Origin of the sequence: Granulicella paludicola, assembly GCF_025685545.1 — a bacterium.
GTDB lineage: Bacteria > Acidobacteriota > Terriglobia > Terriglobales > Acidobacteriaceae > Granulicella > Granulicella paludicola.
This window is the reverse complement of record NZ_JAGSYC010000023.1, coordinates 425,323-445,763: the sequence shown is the minus strand read 5'-3', so window position 1 is coordinate 445,763 and position 20,441 is coordinate 425,323. Positions and strand designations below refer to the sequence as shown.

Annotated in this window: 9 protein-coding genes, 2 tRNA genes, 3 rRNA genes and 1 pseudogene; 8 read left to right on the top strand and 7 right to left on the bottom strand. The window is 57.0% G+C overall.

The window, feature by feature from the left end; all coding sequences use genetic code 11:
* The first annotated feature begins 213 nt into the window (after positions 1 to 213).
* The 5 genes from OHL14_RS09225 to rrf all read left to right on the top strand — a co-directional run bounded on the left by OHL14_RS09225 (position 214) and on the right by rrf (position 5,792).
* Positions 214 to 1,713: ribosomal RNA gene (locus OHL14_RS09225) — 16S ribosomal RNA — on the top strand.
* Between the two features lie 301 nt (positions 1,714 to 2,014).
* A tRNA-Ile gene (locus tag OHL14_RS09220) sits at positions 2,015 to 2,091 on the top strand.
* A 34-nt stretch (positions 2,092 to 2,125) separates the two neighbouring features.
* Positions 2,126 to 2,201: transfer RNA gene (locus OHL14_RS09215), tRNA-Ala, on the top strand.
* Positions 2,202 to 2,574: 373 nt separating this feature from the next.
* Positions 2,575 to 5,514 (top strand): 23S ribosomal RNA (locus OHL14_RS09210).
* Between the two features lie 161 nt (positions 5,515 to 5,675).
* Positions 5,676 to 5,792: ribosomal RNA gene (rrf, locus tag OHL14_RS09205) — 5S ribosomal RNA — on the top strand.
* The 16S, 23S and 5S rRNA genes sit together here with 2 tRNA genes alongside, the layout of an rRNA operon.
* An 812-nt stretch (positions 5,793 to 6,604) precedes the next feature.
* On the opposite strand, the gene OHL14_RS09200 is transcribed toward rrf, so the two are convergent.
* The 5 genes and pseudogenes from OHL14_RS09200 to OHL14_RS09180 form a co-directional block, all read right to left on the bottom strand.
* The gene (locus OHL14_RS09200) at positions 6,605 to 8,245 is read right to left on the bottom strand and encodes a DUF4097 family beta strand repeat-containing protein (RefSeq protein WP_263379041.1); all 1,641 of its coding nucleotides are present in this window, start codon (positions 8,243 to 8,245) and stop codon (positions 6,605 to 6,607) included.
* Positions 8,246 to 8,247: 2 nt separating this feature from the next.
* Positions 8,248 to 9,612: a hypothetical protein gene (locus tag OHL14_RS09195; RefSeq protein ID WP_263379040.1), complete on the bottom strand. Its 1,365-nt coding sequence runs from the start codon at positions 9,610 to 9,612 to the stop codon at positions 8,248 to 8,250.
* Between the two features lie 155 nt (positions 9,613 to 9,767).
* A complete protein-coding gene (locus OHL14_RS09190; RefSeq protein WP_263379081.1) occupies positions 9,768 to 10,430 on the bottom strand; it encodes an anti-sigma factor family protein in 663 nt (220 codons plus the stop codon).
* Between the two features lie 9 nt (positions 10,431 to 10,439).
* A pseudogene (locus OHL14_RS09185) lies at positions 10,440 to 11,198 on the bottom strand (RNA polymerase sigma factor).
* 282 nt (positions 11,199 to 11,480) lie between these two features.
* On the bottom strand, positions 11,481 to 12,026 hold the full coding sequence (locus OHL14_RS09180; RefSeq protein ID WP_263379039.1) for a superoxide dismutase family protein: 546 nt from the start codon (positions 12,024 to 12,026) through the stop codon (positions 11,481 to 11,483).
* 128 nt (positions 12,027 to 12,154) lie between these two features.
* Here OHL14_RS09180 and OHL14_RS09175 point away from each other — a divergent pair, with 128 nt between their 5' ends.
* The 3 genes from OHL14_RS09175 (at position 12,155) to OHL14_RS09165 (ending at position 16,551) form a co-directional block, all read left to right on the top strand.
* Entirely contained in the window at positions 12,155 to 12,781 is a 627-nt protein-coding gene (locus OHL14_RS09175; RefSeq protein ID WP_263379038.1) for a thymidine kinase, read from the top strand.
* Between the two features lie 161 nt (positions 12,782 to 12,942).
* Positions 12,943 to 14,838: a DUF1570 domain-containing protein gene (locus tag OHL14_RS09170; RefSeq protein WP_263379037.1), complete on the top strand. Its 1,896-nt coding sequence runs from the start codon at positions 12,943 to 12,945 to the stop codon at positions 14,836 to 14,838.
* Between the two features lie 153 nt (positions 14,839 to 14,991).
* Positions 14,992 to 16,551: a carboxylesterase/lipase family protein gene (locus OHL14_RS09165; RefSeq protein ID WP_263379036.1), complete on the top strand. Its 1,560-nt coding sequence runs from the start codon at positions 14,992 to 14,994 to the stop codon at positions 16,549 to 16,551.
* Between the two features lie 48 nt (positions 16,552 to 16,599).
* Here OHL14_RS09165 and OHL14_RS09160 read toward each other — a convergent pair whose 3' ends face one another.
* Entirely contained in the window at positions 16,600 to 17,829 is a 1,230-nt protein-coding gene (locus tag OHL14_RS09160) for an FAD-dependent oxidoreductase (protein ID WP_263379035.1), read from the bottom strand.
* A gap of 49 nt (positions 17,830 to 17,878) precedes the next feature.
* A complete protein-coding gene (locus OHL14_RS09155) occupies positions 17,879 to 20,434 on the bottom strand; it encodes an ATP-binding protein (RefSeq protein WP_263379034.1) in 2,556 nt (851 codons plus the stop codon).
* Positions 20,435 to 20,441 lie beyond the last annotated feature (7 nt).

Genomic DNA, 20,441 nt, shown 5'->3' with positions numbered 1-20,441 from the left:
ACAGTGGCTATGCCCGTACGTTGGTCCTTGATCAAAGCCTTCCGCTTAGGCGTGTAAGGTTGCGATCTTTGACAACATAGTTGAACGTGCCAATCGTGAGAAACCAAGAAGTTTGGTTGAGTTATCTCACTAGTTTGAACCTTTGACCCTTTCGAGTGGTCAAAGGCGGTTGACTCTTGGGACCCCTGTCCTACAAGAGCAGCCAAACCAAGATTAAACGAGAGTTTGATCCTGGCTCAGAATCAACGCTGGCGGCGTGCCTAACACATGCAAGTCGCACGAGAAAGGGACTTCGGTCCTGAGTACAGTGGCGCACGGGTGAGTAACACGTGAATCATCTACCTTCGAGTGGGGAATAACTGAGAGAAATCTTAGCTAATACCGCATAATACCTACGGGTCAAAGCAGCAATGCGCTTGAAGAGGAGTTCGCGGCAGATTAGTTAGTTGGCGGGGTAATGGCCCACCAAGACGATGATCTGTATCCGGCCTGAGAGGGCGCACGGACACACTGGAACTGAAACACGGTCCAGACTCCTACGGGAGGCAGCAGTGGGGAATTTTGCGCAATGGGGGAAACCCTGACGCAGCAACGCCGCGTGGAGGATGAAATATCTTGGTATGTAAACTCCTTTCGATGGGGAAGATAATGACGGTACCCATAGAAGAAGCCCCGGCTAACTTCGTGCCAGCAGCCGCGGTAATACGAGGGGGGCAAGCGTTGTTCGGAATTATTGGGCGTAAAGGGTGCGTAGGCGGTTTGATAAGTTTGGTGTGAAATCTCTGGGCTCAACCCAGAGTCTGCATCGAAAACTGTCGGGCTTGAGTATGGGAGAGGTGAGTGGAATTTCCGGTGTAGCGGTGAAATGCGTAGATATCGGAAGGAACACCTGTGGCGAAAGCGGCTCACTGGACCATTACTGACGCTGATGCACGAAAGCTAGGGGAGCAAACAGGATTAGATACCCTGGTAGTCCTAGCCCTAAACGATGATTGTTTGATGTGGGGGGTACCCAATCCTCCCGTGTCGAAGCTAACGCGATAAACAATCCGCCTGGGGAGTACGGTCGCAAGGCTGAAACTCAAAGGAATTGACGGGGGCCCGCACAAGCGGTGGAGCATGTGGTTTAATTCGACGCAACGCGAAGAACCTTACCTGGGCTCGAAATGTACAGGACACGCGTAGAAATACGTTCTCCCAGCAATGGGTCTGTATATAGGTGCTGCATGGCTGTCGTCAGCTCGTGTCGTGAGATGTTGGGTTAAGTCCCGCAACCAGCGCAACCCTTACCTCTAGTTGCTACCATTTAGTTGAGCACTCTAGCGGAACCGCCTCGGATAACGGGGAGGAAGGCGGGGATGACGTCAAGTCCTCATGGCCTTTATGTCCAGGGCTACACACGTGCTACAATGGCCGGTACAAACCGCTGCAACCCCGCGAGGGTGAGCTAATCGGAAAAAGCCGGCCTCAGTTCGGATTGGAGTCTGCAACTCGACTCCATGAAGCTGGAATCGCTAGTAATCGTGGATCAGCATGCCACGGTGAATACGTTCCCGGGCCTTGTACACACCGCCCGTCACATCACGAAAGTGGGTTGCACTAGAAGTCGGTGCGCTAACCGCAAGGGAGCAGCCGCCCAAGGTGTAATTCATGATTGGGGTGAAGTCGTAACAAGGTAGCCGTAGGAGAACCTGCGGCTGGATCACCTCCTTTCTAAAAGAGAACGTTCTGGTAATCAACTCCGTCCCGCGATTGCGGGCAACCGAAAGGTTGAGGATGAGAGAGACCAGACAGCTTCTGCGAAGGCTTAGGCTGACGTAGAAGACTCAAACTCAATCCTCTTTTACTTCTACTGTTTCAATAACGATGGTCAAGTCCAGCGTAGCTGGATTGCACGTTCAACTGTGTCCTCGAAAACCTTCGAGAGAGCTCAAAAGCCGATGTTGGCTTCCTTCGGGATCCACATCGGTGACAGAGCAGCAAGCCAGTGAGCCTATGGCAAACCGGCGATGCCGGGCCTGTAGCTCAGTTGGCTAGAGCGCACCCCTGATAAGGGTGAGGTCGATAGTTCGAATCTATCCAGGCCCACCAAAAATCTCGTTTATCGGTTATACTGATAAGCAATGGGGCTGTAGCTCAGTTGGGAGAGCGCCTGCTTTGCAAGCAGGATGTCATCGGTTCGATCCCGGTCAGCTCCACCATTCACTCTCAAGGTTTACGTAAGCAACCTGTTCAAGGTTGAGCTTCTGCTAAAAGCAGAGGTTGATCCTTGGACATGTCGCGAAAGCACATGTCTTCGCATACCCTAGCGGTATGTAGCAGCAACGCTAAGTTGGCTGCAGACGATTTTTGACAACTGAATAGATTGGGTAAATATAACTACAAGGCTGAGCAGCATGTCTCACTTGGTTGATTCAAGTGAGTAAGCTGAATTTCAGTGTTGAGTGTCTTTTAGAATATTTTCTAGCGTCTCATCTGATGTAACAGTCAGTGAGAAGTAGAAGGCGACAAAATGACGTAGATTACTTACTACGTTCAGAGGTTGATACTCTGATGCGTGCGAGTAAATTCTATGGTCAAGCTACTAAGAGTATACGGTGGATGCCTTGGCAGAGACAGGCGATGAAGGACGTGGCAAGCTGCGATAAGCTTCGGGGAGCCGCACACAGGCGTTGATCCGGAGATTTCCGAATGGGGAAACCCTGCATGGTAAACCCATGCAATGCCCAGCTGAATACATAGGCTGGCGCAAGCGAACGGAGGGAAGTGAACCATCTCAGTACCTCCAGGAGAAGAAAGAAACCTCGATTCCGATAGTAGTGGCGAGCGAACTCGGAATAGCCCAAACCAGAATTATTTCGGTAGTTCTGGGGTTGTAGGGCCTGCAACAGTAGAGTTACCAATCTGGTCGATAGTCGAAGTGGTTGGAAAGCCACCCGATACAGCGTGACAGGCGCGTAGACGAAATTGATCCAGACTCGAAGCAGGTACCTGAGTAAGGCGGGGCACGTGAAACCCTGCTTGAATCCACGGGGACCATCCCGTAAGGCTAAATACTCGTCTCTGACCGATAGTGAACCAGTACCGTGAGGGAAAGGCGAAAAGAACCCCGAGAGGGGAGTGAAATAGTACCTGAAACCGTATACTTACAAGCAGTGGGAGGACTATGACGCGTAAGCGTAATGTCTGACCGCGTGCCTATTGCATAATGAGCCGGCTAGTTATTCTTGTCAGCAAGGTTAAGCGTGAGCGAGCCGCAGCGAAAGCGAGTCTGAATAGGGCGTTAAGTTGGCAGGAATAGACGCGAAGCGGGATGATCTACCCTTGGCCAGGTTGAAGTTGGGGTAACACCTAATGGAGGACCGAACCGGTGTTTGTTGAAAAAAGCTCGGATGAGCTGAGGGTAGGGGTGAAAGGCTAATCAAATTCCGTGATAGCTCGTTCTCTCCGAAATAGCTTTAGGGCTAGCGTCGTGCGAATTGGAATGGTGGTAGAGACATGGATGGACTAGGGGGCTTTCCGGCTTACTGAATCCAACCAAACTTCGAATGCCATTCACAACATACACGGCAGTCAGACTGTGGGGGCTAAGCTTCACAGTCGAGAGGAAAACAGTCCAGATCGCCTGCTAAGGTCCCAAAATTATAGTTAAGTGGGAAAGGAAGTCGGAACGCTCAGACAGCCAGGAGGTTGGCTTAGAAGCAGCCATCCTTTAAAGAAAGCGTAATAGCTCACTGGTCAAGCGGTCCGGTGCCGACAATACAACGGGGCTAAAACTATATACCGAAGCAGCGAATGCACACTTTTAGTGTGCGTGGTAGGAGAGCATTCTCTCGTGGATGAAGCGTAACTGAGAAGATACGTGGACATTAGAGAAGAGACCCTGCCGGCATAAGTAGCGATAAGGGAGGTGCGAACCCTCCCCGCCGAAAGTCTAAGGTTTCCTGAGGAAGGTTAATCCGCTCAGGGTTAGGCGGTCCCTAAGCTGAGGCCGAAAGGCGTAAGCGATGGACATCCGGTTAATATTCCGGACCTCCCAAATCATCGTTATTACGATGGGGTGACGCATAAGGATAAGCAGGACCTCATATGGCTATGGGGTTTGATACGTGTAAGCTGGTTTCGATAGGCAAATCCGTCGAGACTTAACAGTGAGACGTAAAACAGTAAGGCGTATGCCCGAAAGCTGCTGATTTCATGGTGCCAAGAAAAACCTCTAAGGAGAAGATTTGGGAACCGTACCACAAACCGACACAGGTAGACGAGGAGAATATCCAAAGGCGCTCGAGTGAAGGCTTGTTAAGGAACTCGGCAAATTAGACCCGTAACTTCGGGAGAAGGGTCGCCCACAGCAATGTGGGCCGCAGTGAAACGCGAACGGCGACTGTTTAACAAAAACACAGGTCTCTGCAAAGTCTAAAACGACGTATAGGGGCTGACTCCTGCCCGGTGCCGGAAGGTTAAAAGGAGAGGTTAGCCGCAAGGCGAAGCTTTGAATTGAAGCCCCGGTGAACGGCGGCCGTAACTATAACGGTCCTAAGGTAGCGAAATTCCTTGTCGGGTAAGTTCCGACCTGCACGAATGGAGTAACGATCGTTCGACTGTCTTAACGAGTTGCTCGGCGAACTTGTAGTACCGGTGAAGATGCCGGTTACCCGCAGCTAGACGAAAAGACCCCGTGCACCTTTACTATACTTTTACTGTGAGTTACGGCTCTTGCTGCGCAGGATAGGTGGGAGGCTTTGATACCAGGTTCTTGGACTTGGTGGAGCCAACGGTGAGATACCACCCTGCGAGTGTTGTGATTCTAACCTACCTCCCTTATCGGGAGGAGGGACATAGTAAGACGGGTAGTTTGACTGGGGCGGTCGCCTCCTAAATTGTAACGGAGGCGCGCGAAGCTACACTCAGGTCGTTTGGAAATCGACCGTCGAGTGCAAAGGCATAAGTGTGGTTAACTGCAAGACCTACAAGTCGAGCAGATGCGAAAGCAGGCCTTAGTGATCCGGTGGTTCTGTATGGAAGGGCCATCGCTCAACGGATAAAAGGTACGCCGGGGATAACAGGCTGATCATTGCCAAGAGTTCATATCGACGCAATGGTTTGGCACCTCGATGTCGGCTCATCACATCCTGGAGCTGTAGAAGGTTCCAAGGGTTCGGCTGTTCGCCGATTAAAGTGGTACGTGAGCTGGGTTCAGAACGTCGCGAGACAGTTCGGTCTCTATCTGCTGTGGGCGTAGGAGATTTGAAGAGGGCTGTCCTTAGTACGAGAGGACCGGGATGGACGAACCTCTTGTGTTCCAGTTGTCATGCCAATGGCACGGCTGGGTAGCGAAGTTCGGTTGTGATAACCGCTGAATGCATATAAGCGGGAAGCACGCTCTAAGATGAGATCTCCCAACCCGTAAGGGAAATGAAGGGCCCAGGAAGACCACCTGGTTGATAGGCTGGATGTTGAAGCGTGGTAACACGTGGAGCTTACCAGTACTAATCGCCCGTTCGGCTTGTCCATAGAATTTACTCTGCGCAATGTTTTGTCATTGTTCTAAGTGATTCTCAACACAAGCTTTGTAGTTATAGAGATATAACTAATACGCAAGAAAATTTGGTATATAGTCTGCTCAATCTATTCAGTTGTGAACGATCGCGCTGTAGCGCATCTTTCTTGACATTGCCGGTGAGTTTACTACGAGGGTCCCACCCGTTCCCATCCCGAACACGGAAGTTAAGCCTCGTTGGGCCGATGGTACTGCACGCGTAAGTGTGTGGGAGATTAGGTGATCGCCGGCATAATTTATGAAAAGCCCGCTCTTCGGAGTGGGCTTTTCTGCGTCTACAACTCCGCGTCTACACGCGCATCCGCTCGTGCTTATTTGCATGATAGTCCCACGTCTGAGCAGTCGCCTCTCCAGCGGTTAGCTCTCGGGGCGCGCTATGCGAACAGCCTGGGACGCTTCTAGTCACAGAACCCCTTATCAGGCTGCTGCTGCAAGCGCCGGGCCTTGCATGAGAATGGCATCCACCACTATTCCTTCAGGGGCAACTGGCATCCCGTCGTTCTATCCTTAAGCTGCCCAGCGGCGATTGCGTCACCTCTCAGATCCGATACACCTCGATCTCACCCAGCTCGCTGCCTTCGAGTTCTACGCGCGCACCTGGATGATGTTGATCGAACGCCACGTCGGCACTCATCACGGATACTTCGTTCCGGGGTGAGCGCGGACGAGGCAGGTGTTAACTTCCCCGGGACTCGATTATGACGGGTCGGCTGACGTTGCTGTGGGCATGTTCACGTTTCCGAGACCAAGAGCTACCGCTCATCTCTTAAGGGAGCCGCCAAGGACCCCGAATGCCAGTCGGCGGCTGCGCTCGTGCGGCAGACCCGCTACTTCCACGCGCGCCTGCTTCTCCAGCGCGTAACGTCTCGTCCACAGTTCCTCACTGAAATGCTAAGCCGCGACCAGATACCACTCGCTTCTCGACAGCTTCGACCCTTGATCACTAGTGCAGCAACGCCCCCGCATCTGCATCTAGAAACAATAAACCACAAGGGCTGGCAGAGATCTGCCAGCCCTTGTGGTTTGTAGCTACCATTCGAAAGATCAGAAGGTCACGGAAGAAGGTGCTTTGGGAGCTTCAGGGGCCTTCGGTGCTGCCGGCGTCCGCGTAATCCTCGGAGACTTCGGCGCGACGGGCTCTTCCGGCGGTGCTGGTGGCGCGGGAGGAGCAGGCATGGCCGTCACCTTCCGCAGTGTCACATCGCCATCGCTCGTCGACAGCAAGATCTTTGCCGTGCCACCACCCTGCGTACCGCGCAGGCTGTGGTCGTCCCCGTCGCCTTGGGGTGAGAAGCCGTAGTCGTTCTCCATATCGCCGTTGCGGGTCTGGGCGTTCACCGTGAACGAGGCGCCCTGCGGCAGCCCAACATCTACGCCGCCATGCGTGTTCTGCACCGAGATCGAACCCAAGGGGCTGACGCTGGTCAGGTGGACATCGCCATTCTTGTTTGTGACCTCTACATTGCCCTGCAGGCGGTCAAGGGTGATGTTCTTGTCCGAGGTCCTCAGCACCACGGGCCCCACCAGCGAGCTCGCCGTCAGCGTATCGCTTTCGACTGAAAACTCGTCGCCGAGCTTCGCGGCGTCGAACTGCGTGCGGCTCGAATGGAAGCTCACCTTGCCGCCGATATTCTTCAGGTCGGTCGTGCCATAAAAGTCGCCTTGCAGCGCCAGAGGGCCGGACACCTCGGAAATATTAACGTCGCCGGTATGTCCCTGAATTGCGACAGCTCCCTTGATGCTGCGCACCGTTACCGTCGAGTCGTCATCGTTGATCGTCGCCTGCACATTGGCGGCGACATCGGCCACGTTTACGTCTCCATGGTTTGCGGAAATTGTCACCTGCTGCTGCACCTGGCTCACATTCACATCGCCATGGTCGGCGTTCACCGTTACGGCTGAGCCCGCAGGGACCGTGATCGTCAAGTCAGCCTGTCCGCCGACGACCGACGCGACTGCGAGGGTCACGGTCTTATCATCCTGCGAAAACACCGGCCGCAGCTGCTGCATCTTCTTCTGCGTATCGCTCTCGTTCCAGGAGTACGCCTGTTCGTGCAGGCTCACATGTATCTGGCCATCAGTGCTGGTGCCCGTTACGACTACGTCGCCGTGTGGGTTGCGTACTACCAGCAGGCCACCCGCGGGGATCGCCTGGCTCAGATCGTCGTAGTGATCGCTGCGGTTTCCCAACACTTCATCAAGCTTGCCGAAGCCTTCGCCGATCCGCTGCTGCTTCCATTCCAGCGCTCTCACCGCGGTTGTTGCGGCGACACCCAAAAACGCAATGAAGATCAACAGGGCGACCACGCCGCCGCCGATGCTGCGCGGTCCACCTGCGGACTGCGGACGATCGCGATCAATCACCCACTCGATCACAAGGATCACGCCAGCGCCAATCAGCACCACGGGCCACCAGTGTCCGAACCAGTTCAACGCGTACAGGGGCGATACCCGGTTCAACTCCACCAGCAGAAAGAACACACCCAGCGTCAGGAGCAGGAGCGGTCCCACAATCGAGCTGCGTCGCATCGCCCGGCGCTGGGCCTTCCATGCGGCGTGCTGCATCTTCTGCTGGGCACGAATCGCCTGCTGTTGCGCCCGATACTGGGCTTTCGCGGCATCGCGAGCTGCGCGGTCGTAGGGGTTATAGCCGCCCGACGGCGGTGGGGGAGGATACGTACTCATGGTTACAGCCCTCCGCTCTTGGTCAGGTCGTTGTTGCTGCTATCGGCAGGTTCATGCGAGTCCGTGGGTGCTACCCACGCGGCGCGAGTCTGTTCAACGGGAGGCACTTGATACACCGGCGGAGTTCCGTAGTGCATGTTCGCGAGCGCGGTGCGCTCGAGGATCAACATGATGCCGAAGACGATGAAGAGTACCGGCCAGGAGCGTCCCAGCGAAACAAGATCGAGGGCTTGTAGCGCGAACAGGATCGCCAGCGTTGCCAGCACGAGCGGCCAGCGGAGGATGCAGACCAGCGGCTGACCCAGCTGCAGCTTGCGCGTGAAACTCCATACGGCGAGCGCCGCGAAGATGATCGTGGGAACCCAGTTGCCGTTGATGTTCCAGCCCCACTGCTCCGTGAACTCGATCAGGAGAAACAGTGCACCGAGACCGATCAACCAGATCGCTCCGGCAGGGAAGCGGCGGCTGGATGGAGCTACGGGAACCATCGGAACCTGCGCGGTGTAAGGGTTTTCGGTACCTGTGTAGGTGGCCGCATACGGAGCATGACCCCACGAGGGCGCACCCTGGCTCGCAGCTGCGGGTGGTGCTACCGGAGGAACGACGACTGGCGGGACGTAACCGGGTGCTGCAGCAAAGTTCGTCGGAGGCACATACCCAACCCAGTCCGGCCCGCTGTTGACCGGCGCAGTTGCTGTCGGCGGATAATTTACTGGCGTATAGCCTGCGCTCGCCGTCTCCGTCGGAGGAACATCTGTCGGGGGTACACCAGCAGCAGAAGCAGCCGCAGCGGCAGGCGACATGCCCCAGTTCTTACCGAAGCCCAGCCGCTCGCCAATCTCATTCAGACCGAAAGGATTCGGCACAGGCCGTCCATCGCGCATCGCCTTTGCGGTCTGGTAGGCATCGACGATTTGATAGATCCAGACGACCGCCGCCATCACGCCGAAAAAACCATTTTTACCCAGCGAATCCAGCACCGAAATAATCAGGAGGTACGCTACGCCCTTCGCGTACTGGCCGACATACATCGTGCCCACACCCGGAATGATGCTCAGTAAACCTGCCAGAAAGGGATGCGGCGCACCTTCAATCAGCGGAACTGCAGCCGGAGGAACGGCACCCGCCGCAGCGGGGCCAGGATTCGGGACGGTTGTATAACCGGCCGTATTGGTCGTTCTGGCAGAGGCATATCCTGGTCCGGTAGCGCCCACTCGCGCTGCCAGGCAAGGCTCGCAAAAGACGCCCGTTCCCACCGCGCGCGCTGTCTCGCGTGTCAACGGAGTTCCGCAGTCCTGGCAGAAGCCCACCCGCTCTGCCGCGCCCGCTCCGGTCGGGTCTGTTGTCTTGTTGGTCTCGTCGCTCATCGTCGTGCCTTTCTTCCAATCCTGGGGTCGTGCGTATCTATCGCCGGTCAAGCCGGCTTGTGCATCTGCGGTGCTCCGTACTCGATACTGCATGTCAGCTGCGCGTATGCATCATGCTCGCGCTTACCGCATTGCTTCTAGACTCTTGCGACTTGTTAGCGCGGCTCGTCGCTGCGCAATTCGCTCACGCGTGACTCCATCTGGTAGACCACGCGCAGGTTCTGGAACCGCCGCGTCGCAGAAGCGCCCGCATCGGCAACCGTGCGGCGAACACCGCTAGGGGTAAAGTCAGCCGTGTGTACCTCGCTCAAACGAAAGCCCATCATGTTCAGCGTCAGTGCCAGCGAGAAGAACGCCATCGCCGCGGTCATCGCGAGTCGGGGTTGCAGCAGCATGCCTGCATTGCCCAGCGAGAACATCTCGCCCAGCTTCATCCGCGTCTCTGACCACCGCCTGCTCCAACCGCCGCCCACTTCCTGCCTGGCGGGTGTCCACACATAGGACGGCTCTTCGTAGGCGACCGGTGCAGCAGCAGCCTGTGCAGCCGCCGCGCCCGAAGTCTCCGCCAGAATCTTCTCCAGCAAACCGAGTGGCGGCTCCGGCGTCTTGGTCTTCAACATCGAAAGCCAGGCCGCGCCACGCTGAGCCTCTGCCAGTTCCTCGGAGCAATGCACGCAGCTCGCTACATGCACGTCGAACGCACGCTGCTCTGCAGGTGTGAGAATGCCGTCCACGGCATCGGGAAGCATCGCCTCGCACACCGCGCAGCCTTCGCTGTTCGCCTCGAACTCACCATCAAATCCATCGAATTGGGTCATGTCTGCCACCTACATCACCTGCCCTTCTATACGTTTCAAAAGCCTTGCAAGTTCCGCTCGACCACGGCTGATGCGACTCTTCACCGTGCCCTGCGGAACGCCGAGAACCTCGGCAATGTCCTTGTAATCCATATCTTCCAGATCACGCAAGATGACCGCCTCGCGCAGCTCCGGAGACACCTGCTTCAGCGCCGCCTGAATCTGCGTCCGAAGCTGCTGCCCGCTTACAATCTGCTCCTGGCTCTTGCCGCCGTCGGCCAGCTTGTCGGCGCGGGTCGCACCATCGTCTTCGCCGTCGTAGGTCTCGTCCAGAGAATCGCTCGCCCGGTCCATTCGCGACCGCCGGTAGTTGTCCACCAGCAGGTTGCGCGTCAGCGTCGTCAGCCAGGTAGTAAAGCCACCCTTGGTCGGATCGAAGCTGCTCAGGTTGCGATACATCTTTTAAAATACTTCCTGCGTCATGTCCTCGGCGTCGGCCTGCGACCCCGTGAACCGATAGCAAATGCCATACACCCGGCGATGCTGTGCGCGCGCCAGCTTCTCCCATGCCGCGCCGTCGCCTGCCAGGCACTGCGCAGCCAGGTCGGCCAGCACCCGTTGCTCGGCCAGCGCTGCCGCGCGCTCGGGACTTACGCCCACGGCACTGGATGGCAGCCCAGACCCCTGCGGCTCGGGTTCCAACTGTTGGGACGACCTCGAACTCACGGGTCGAACCTCCTGAAAGGGCGAACGCTCCGGAGCAGATGCTGCTATCTCCTGAGGTTTCATACGGTTGCCCGTCGGGACCGCCGGTCGCGACGCCATGCGCCAGCCCGTCCGTGTCTCCCGTTGCAACATCGCCGAAACTGCTACCGTCGCCATAGTCTTCCATACGCAACGCCCCCTGTAACAGTTCCCTAAAAGAAAGGGATAGAGCGCAGACAATGCAAGCTTGACCTAACTATACAGGCCCACGCTTCCATCCTCTACGCTCGCGATAGAGCAGGCCAGAGCTAGAAGACAGGAGTGACTATCTCCCACTCCTGTCTCCTCACTCCTGTCTTCTCACTTTTAGTACTGGATTACGCCGCAAGCGACCCGGTTGCCCGAATTGCCCGAAGGATCGGTCTTCTCGTCGTCTGCCTTCTCGTGCACCACCACCGAGGTGCCGCCATTGAGCATCAGCGAGTTCGGCGCCGCCGGATCGAGCGAGATCGACGTCAGCACGAAGCTTGCCTCGCCCTTGTGATCTTCCCCGACCTTTACGTTCTCAGGCATATCGCCGTTGTGATGGCCGTCCATGTTCATGTAGCCATGGTGCTTGTTGTCCGGATTGAAGTGCCCACCCGCGCCCTTGAAGTCAGGCGCATCGCAGACCGCATTCTGATGGATGTGAACTCCGTGATCGCCAAACCCAACATTCTGCAGGTGAATCATTACCTTTACACCCTTCTTCACAGTCTTGAACGTCAAAGTCCCGGCGTCTTCTCCCTTAGAGCCTTTCAGCGCGACCTTGACCTCTTTGGGTGCCGGCTTCGCCTGTGCCTGCATCTGTCCCGCGCCTATCACAGCGACACCCGCCGCCACGCCACACACTGCCAACCAGTTACAACGCATTCTGCCTCCTCGATATTGCGAGATATACAACGCCAGAATACTCCCATCCAATAACTATTCCCTACTCACGACTCCCTATTCCCTGTACTCGATATCCACCGCCTACGCTTCGTTACGATGACACAACCATGTCGCTTGTTGCTCCAGAAAAAGTCGTCTCGCCGTGCCCCGCTCCCGGAGTCCTCGAAGTGGTCACTGGCCCCATGTTCTCCGGCAAGTCGGAGGAGCTGATCCGCCGCCTCAAGCGTGCCCGGATCGCCCGTCAGCGCGTGGCCTGCTATAAGCCCGACATCGATCTTCGCTACCATCGCACGGCCATCGCCAGCCATAGCCAGCAGACCCACGACGCCGTCACCGTCGCCACGACCGAGCACCTCCGCGCGCACCTCTACCCGCAGCTCGACCAGATCGAGGTCATCGGTATCGACGAGGTGCAGTTCTTCGATGAGCACGTGATCCCGCTCGCGCTCGAACTTGTCGCTCTCGGCAAGCGAGTCCTCATGGCAGGCCTGGACACCACCTTCAACAACGAGCCCTTCGGCCCGGTTCCCAACCTGATGGCCCTTGCCGATAAGGTGACCAAGCTTTCGGCCGTCTGCATGGTTTGCGGAGCCTCGGCGATTCACACCCAGCGGCTCGGATCCTCCCAGGAACTCGTCGTGGTCGGCGCAGCAGGCATGTACGAAGCCCGCTGCCGCACCCACTTCCGCCCCGATGGAGACGATGCCGCCGAACAGTTGGAACTGCCTGCATAGTGTTGCTCTCAGCAGCTAAAGGCTGGGTATCCGCGCTAGCCGGGCCATGTTTTTCCTGTTCCGGGTTTTTTAGAAGCTGACGTTACGATGTCCGGCTTGGCTCATCGACAAGAGACCGCTAAAAAGCTAACATCCGTCTAAACCTCTCTCCTGGATGTGTCATGCGGCTACGTTTCGCCTTGTTGTGTCTTTTTCTGGCAGCCCCTTTTTTCTCTGCTTCGGCCGAATCCAACGCGCACTGGCTGCAGGTCAATACTGACCACTTCGTCGTCATCACCGATGCGAGCGACTCCGATGCGCGCCATATTGCCGTTCAGTTTGAACGCATGCGCGGACTCTTCAACACAATTCTTCCGCGTAGCGTTGGTCAGGACACCGCTCCTATCGTAGTGCTGGCTCTGAAGAACAAGAAGGAGTTCGACTCCGTTGAGCCTTCTGAGTACCTTGCTAAGAACTCACTGCAACTGGCTGGTCTCTTCCTGCGCACGCCGGGCCGCAACTATATCCTGCTGCGTCTTGATGCGGAAGGGGAGCATCCGTTCTCAACCGTTTATCACGAATACACGCACTACCTGACTCGTCACGCAGAATGGATGCCGCTCTGGCTGAACGAAGGTCTCGCCGAGTTTTACCAGAACACTGACATCACAGGAAAAGATGTTCGTCTCGGGCAGCCCAGTGCCGACGACATCTACTATCTCCGCAGTAATCGCCTGATTCCGCTCACGACTCTCTTCGCCGTGGACCACAGCTCACCTTACTACCATGATGAACAGAAGGGCTCGGTGTTCTATGCCGAGTCGTGGGCGCTCGTCCACTACCTGCAGATCTCGGATGCAAAACAGAAGACGAACCACGTGCATGATTATGCCGTGTATCTCTCGCAGCATGAAGATCCAGTTACGGCAGCCCAACATGCGTTTGGCGATTTGAATCAGTTGCAGAAGGAACTGGACAGCTACGTCAGTCAAATGTCTTTCAGCTATTTCAGAGTTACCAGCGCTGTCAGCATCACTGAAGCTGGGCTCTCCGCAACTCCATTGTCCGCGGCAGCCGCTGACGCCACGCGCGCCGATGTGCTCGCGTATGAACAACGAGCGGACGAAGCCAAGGCGCTTGCAGAGAGCATCCTCAGGAGCGACCCGCAGAATCTTCTGGCGAAAGAAGCTATGGGTGACATCTGCTACGTGCAGCAGAACCTTTCCTGCGCTCTTCGTTGGTATGGAGAGGCTGTGAAGTTGAACTCACAAAATCCTTTCGTACTTTTCAACTACGCCGAAGTGCTTCTTGAAAGCGGTGACGAAGACCGCAACAGCGAGATCGAAGCGAATCTGAAGAAGAGCATCCAACTCGATAGCCAGTTTGCTCCTGCCTATGATGTTCTGGCGCGGTTTTACGCTACGCGCAGCAAGAATGAAGCCGAGACACGGCTGGCGACGTTGCATGCTATTTCGATCGAGCCTGAGCAGCTACTCTATCGCATGAATGCCTCGACGGATTGGGTCGCGCTGAATCAGTTCGATAACGCGCTCGCCGTCCTTGAGACGGCAAAGCGGACCTTTCACTCTGTCACCGAGCAGGGCATCCTCGATCAACGCATCCGGGAGATTAAGAGTTTTCAGTCGGCCCCGAGAGAACGGGCAGTTGTTTCAATGAACACGATGTCTCCCGAGGATCCAGGTACGCATGTAAAGGTAATTCCTGAGGGATCAGGGAAAACGGTGACGCTAGTGACGGAAGCCAATGAAGAACCTGAAGCTAACCCGTTGCCTGTTCTCACCGCGACAGAGCCGCATCGTATCGTCAATGGTGTGATTCATAACGTGCAGTGCCGTTATCCAACGGTACTCACGCTCGATCTTGCCGGGCCGAAGCAGAGCCTCAAGCTTTACAGCAATAACTACTTCAAGATTCCCTTCAGCACGCTCAACTTCAAACCGGAAGGGGATCTCGATGTTTGTAAGCAACTGGAAGGCATGAAGGCCCGGGTGGAATATGGCGAGGTTTCCGATCCGCGCGTCGCGGGCCAGATCGTTTCGGTGGAACTAAGCCATTAGCAAGTCTTCGCTCGACCGAAGCAGCACCATACATTTAACCCTCGACATCTCGTTTGGACATCGAGATGCCGAACTTGACCAAATCGAGAGAGCTGAGTATTGCGCCTCGGTCAAGGTTATGTATGATGGTGCGGCAATTTGTATGAGGTTCGAATGAAATCCCAAGCACCGTCGCTGCGCTTACTCGTTTCCGTACTTCCGCTGGCCCTGCTCTGCCTCGGTGCTGCCGCAGCCCAGCAAGCCACCGTGACAACCGCGCTCGGCAAAGTCCAGGGGAAGCTTATTCAGAGCGGCACACAAAAAGCCTATCTTGGCCTGCCGTATGCTGCTCCTCCGGTGGGAGAACTTCGCTGGAAGGCGCCTCAGCCTCCGGCAGCTTGGCAGGGTGTTCGCGACGCCACCAGCTTTGGCAGTCGCTGCGAGCAATGGCATGTCTGGAACGACTACATCTTTCTCGACAAAGGGCCCTCAGAAGATTGCCTGTACCTCAACGTCTACACGCCGACATCCACGAAGCGCATGACGAAGCTGCCGGTCATGCTCTGGATTCATGGCGGCGGCTTTATCGCAGGAGCGGGCTCGGAGCCGCGCTATACGAACTCGGCTCTTGTGCCAAAGGGTGTCATCCTCGTTACGATCAACTATCGCCTCGGCCTCTTCGGTTTCCTCGCGAGCGAGGACCTTGTGAAAGAGCAGAACGGCCACGCCGGAAACTACGGCCTGATGGATATGGTGGCTGCTCTTCGATGGGTGAAGGCGAACATCGGCGCCTTCGGTGGTGATCCGGGAAATGTGACGATCTTTGGAGAGAGTGCCGGTTCCTTCGCAGTCAATGCTCTGACGACGGTGCCGCAAGCACAGGGTCTTTTTCAGAAAGCCATCGGCGAGAGCGGAGCATTTTTCAACGGAGCAATTCCCATGGCCGCGGGCGCCGAGCGCGCCCGTCACGACCAGACCTGGGTGGATGCTCTCGGCGTAAAGACCTTGACTGAACTCCGCAGTCTGCCGGCTTCCACATTGCTCGAAGCCGCGCAGAAGCAACCGGGCGTTGGTTTTTCGCCGGTCGTCGACGGACAGTTTTTACCCGAGTCGGTCGCGGAGGCCTATGCCGCAGGTCGTCAGTCGCGTATCCCTGAGATCATCGGTTGGAATCGCGACGAGCGTGCCGGCACTCTTTCCAAGGATATGACCGTCGCGAAGTGGAAAGCCTACGCTCTGGAGCACTACGGGGACCGCGCGGATGAGTTCCTCGCTGCGTTTCCGGGCGCCACAGATGCGGAAGCCGTGCGCTCCGCGGACGACTTCACCACGGCGGCCTTCATAGCAGGTGGTGCGTGGCGCTGGGTGGAGGCGCAGGCCAAGACCGGACACGCTCCGGTCTATCGTTATCGCTTTGATCGCCCCGCCCCGCCTGAAGAAAACCATCCGCAAGGCAAGTATGCGTTTCACTCCGATGAGCTGGAGTACGTCTTCGGTACGCTCGATGCGCGTCACGGTGCGACCTGGAAGCCCGAAGACCGCGTGCTGAGCGATCAGATGGTTTCCTACTGGACGAACTTTGCCCGTAACGGCAACCCGAATGGAAAGCGATTACCGGTGTGGCCGCGTTACGACACGGCCAAGGAGCTAATTCATTTCGACACTCCCATCACGGCCTCGCAGGACACCACGCGCCCCGAATTTATCTTCCTTCGGACGGAGAGCAAGCCCTAGGGATTCGATCAGGCATATCTCCACAAGGGTAGAGCCTCCAGGAAGACATTAACTTTTCTTCGGAAAGCGGGCGAGTGAAAAGCCACTCACCTCAGTCTTTTTACCGTCAACCAGGTCAGCCATCAGTTCGCCAACCGCTGGGGAGTTTTTGAAACCATGCCCTGAACCGCCACCCGCGAACCAGACGTTTTCGCAATCAGGATGGCGGCTCAGGATGTAGTCCTCGTCAGGAGACATCTCGTACTGACATACGAACGACTCCACCACCGGAGCATTCTTCATCTTCGGAAAGCGAAAAGCCATGTACTCTCGCGGCTCCCGAAAGCGATCCAACGGCATCAGGCGGTCCCCTGAATCGGGATCCCATGGATGGACCGGGTCATAATCATCGCTCAGGGTGTGACCCACGACCTTGATCCCCCGATAGTTATTGCCTGGTATGCCGTAGTACGCGCCCGAGTCCAGCCATACTGGACATCGACCCTCCTGAAGCTCCTCTGCCCCCGAGGGAATGCCGAGGAACATCCCCAGTTGCCGCGTCGGCAAAACCTTTTTGCCGATGGCTTCAGGAAAGAGCTTGCCCAGCCACGGACCGCACGCAAAGACATACCTGTCGGCTCGCAGTGTGGACCCATCCGAAAGCGACAGTCCCTGCATCTCGCCGCCCTCCATCGAGCCCGGCTTCACAGCCACGCCTCGATAGGTGCCACCCTCGCGAACAAAACCCTCCATGACTGTTTCACAGGCTCGCCGCGAGGTTAGATAGCCCGCGTGATGCTCGAAGATCATCGAGTCGCGATCTTCAAAGTTGAACTGCGGGAAGCGCTTCGAAGCCTCCGCCCGATCGAAGTGATCGAACGGCAACCCCGCATTGCGCAGAGCCCGCATCGAGGCACGCTGCGACTCATCCTCATGCGGAGCCATAAAGAGCGCACCCGTCTCATGAAGCAGCGTTGTATTCCATCGTGCCTGGTTCTCACGCCACAACACCAGCGCGCGTGCCACAAGCTGGGTGTACACCTCTTTGGCGCCATACGATCCGCGGATCACGCGGCTCTCACCGCCAGCCGAACTCGACCGCGCATTCCCCGGCCCATACGCATCGAGCAGCGTGACGCGATAGCCGCGTCGCAACAGATGCAGCGCCGTCCATCCACCAAAGGCGCCGGCACCCACCACCGCGACAGACCTCGTATGCGTACCCTTTGCAGCAGCGGCAACCTGCACCGCCAGCGGAGCGAGCCCGGTGGAGAGCAAAAGCGAGCGTCTTGAGAGCATGAAGAAGATATAGCACGACTCACTCTCTCACCGGCATCAATCGTCGCGGCTAGACGTTGCTAGCTGGCAGCAATACCGTCATCGTCGTGCCGTCACTTTGATTGGACGAGACTCGGATCTGACCCTTATGCCGCTCCACGATCTCGCGCGAGATGTAGAGGCCCAGCCCATTGCCCAGGTCGCCCTTGGTGCTAAAGAACGGCTCGAATAGGCGCGACTGCATGATGGCGCTCATGCCGCCTCCATTGTCGTGGACGGCGAAGCCAAATTCATTTCCTTGTTGCAGTATGCGAACGATCACCTTGCCGCCGATGGGCGCTGCGTCGATTGCGTTCGAGACCAGATTGGCCAGCACCTGACGCACCTGTCCCATTACACCCCAGCCGTGCAGGCTATCCTGTCCTGCACGCTCGACCGCCAAGTGACGGTTGCGAATCTTCCCTGCGAACAGTCGCAGCACATCTTCCACCATAAGCGAAACTTCAAACACCTCTGGCTGGTCCTTGTTCTCGCGGTTCCAGCGCAGCGTCTGCTTTGTGACGCCGGATATGCGTTCCAACTCGCCTTCCACCTGCTCGATATAGTCTGCGGCGGTACCACTTGCTGGCACTTCGCTGCGAAGCAGATACATCAGGTTCGTCATCGCTTCGAGCGGATTGTTAATCTCATGCGCAATCACGCTCGTCATACGCCCCGTGAGCGCTAGCTTCTCACTCATGCGCATCGCCATCTCACGTTCCTTGCTCTCCGTCAGGTCGACGAGTGTGCCAATCCATCCTGCACGTGTCGCGCCGCTGCGTTGGAAGGGAACCACGCGCGCAAAGTTCCAGCTCAACGCTCCGCCTTCTTGTATGCAGAGTCGCAGCTCTGTCTCGAAGCTCTTGCCTGTCGCCACGCACTCTTGCCACAACGCAGCCGCGACCTTCGCATCATCCGGGTATAGCGGAAGCTGTTCGAACCACAAGCCCGTCGACTGTAGGCCACTCTGGAGCCAACGACCGCTCACATAGGTCAGACTGCCCTCATCATCGGCTGCGAAAATCTTGATCGGCAGCGCCTGCGTGAGCTGTTGGAAGCGTGCCTCTCCCAGCTCCAACTCCTCTTCGGCACGCCGCAATCCGATGGTCGTCAGCGCTGCGCGGAACTCCGCAGCAGATTCGATCTCCATCGCCGTCCACGGCTCGCTTCTTCCATGGACGATCTCTTTCCACTTTCCAAAAGAGGTGCGCGGAGTTAGTCGCTTCTCCATCTCAGGATTCGCTGGCTCGCCAGCCCACGTTACGGTCGATACGACCTCCGGCCGGAACCACAGCACATACCGACGTTGCACTGAGGAGATGCGCACCGCCAGCAAGCCGCTCGCAACATCCCGAATGGACTCGGTCCAAGGCAGCTCCAACGAAAGATGGCTGCTCGCAAAGACCTCTTGGCTTTCCTCAGCATCGAGCCACTGGCTCAACCTCTCTAGCGAAGCCTCATCCGGTACGGCACCCTCGGACGAAAACTTGCCATCCACCAACACAGCGACACCCGCTGCGTTCGTGATCTTCAGCAGCGCACGCGACTGCTTCAGCATCGCCGCCACATAATTCTGCTCACCGGCGAGCACCGTCAGCAGGTCACGCTGCGCGCTATGAAAGTGAACCATTTCGTTCAGTCGCGACGTCGCCTGAAACTTCGTCAGCTGCGTCGCCGCCATCTTCGTCAGCATGTCGCAGGCACTACGAATCAAATAAGGCACGGTCTTTGGAGAGCTGTGGTGGCAGCTCACCAGTCCCCACAGTTTGCCGTCCAGCACGATCGATACCGACATTGAAGAAGCTGTGCCCATGTTCCGCATGTATTGCAGATGGATCGGCGATACGCTGCGCAGCACGCTCAGCGATAGGTCAAGCTGCGCGGCTGGTCGCGTTGTCGAGCCACGCAAAGCCGAAGGTTCATAGTTCGCGTTAGGGATGATGCGTGTCGTGTTCAGAATGTATAGTTCGCGAGCTTGCTTCGGGATGTCGGACCCCGGAAAACGCAGCCCCAGGTAGCTCGGCAACCGTCCATTGTTCACCTCGGACAGCACCGTGCCGTGCCCCTCGTCGTCGAAGCTGTACAGCATCACGCGATCAAAGCCGGTGAGCTCTGCGATCTGCTCGGCCAAGGCGTCGCAAAGGTCCTGGCTATTCTGCAGCCGTCCCAGCGCGGCCACAAAATTGGTGATGACGGCATTCATCGTCTCCGCGCCTACCAGTCGGTCCTGCTGTTCGAACTCGAGCGCAAAGGTCGACCCGATGCTGTGCGCCATCACGCTGAACTGGTCGTCGCCGATGCGAAACGAACCCAGATAGGTCACGAGCGCATGGCGCTCCTTCTGCTTTGGGTTTCTCACCGTCTCCAGCGCCAGTAGCACTTCGCGGCCCAAAATGGCATCCAGCTGCGCCCCGAGAATCAGCTTTAGCGGCTGCTGCAGAAACCGCTCTGCATTTTCGCTCGCAACGAGAACTTTCTCAAACCCGCCGTCGACCAGCAGGAAAAACCCATGCTGCTGAATGCTCCCCGGAATCCGGATCGGCTCATCTTCACAACGCAATAACGCTTCGCCTAGAGAAACTGCCAAACGAAAT

Coding starts and splice junctions, on each gene's coding strand:
- OHL14_RS09200 (WP_263379041.1), bottom strand. CDS start 8,245: ATGAGTACGTATCCTCCCCCACCGCCGTCGGGCGGCTATAACCCCTAC.
- OHL14_RS09195 (WP_263379040.1), bottom strand. CDS start 9,612: ATGAGCGACGAGACCAACAAGACAACAGACCCGACCGGAGCGGGCGCG.
- OHL14_RS09190 (WP_263379081.1), bottom strand. CDS start 10,430: ATGACCCAATTCGATGGATTTGATGGTGAGTTCGAGGCGAACAGCGAA.
- OHL14_RS09180 (WP_263379039.1), bottom strand. CDS start 12,026: ATGCGTTGTAACTGGTTGGCAGTGTGTGGCGTGGCGGCGGGTGTCGCT.
- OHL14_RS09175 (WP_263379038.1), top strand. CDS start 12,155: ATGTCGCTTGTTGCTCCAGAAAAAGTCGTCTCGCCGTGCCCCGCTCCC.
- OHL14_RS09170 (WP_263379037.1), top strand. CDS start 12,943: ATGCGGCTACGTTTCGCCTTGTTGTGTCTTTTTCTGGCAGCCCCTTTT.
- OHL14_RS09165 (WP_263379036.1), top strand. CDS start 14,992: ATGAAATCCCAAGCACCGTCGCTGCGCTTACTCGTTTCCGTACTTCCG.
- OHL14_RS09160 (WP_263379035.1), bottom strand. CDS start 17,829: ATGCTCTCAAGACGCTCGCTTTTGCTCTCCACCGGGCTCGCTCCGCTG.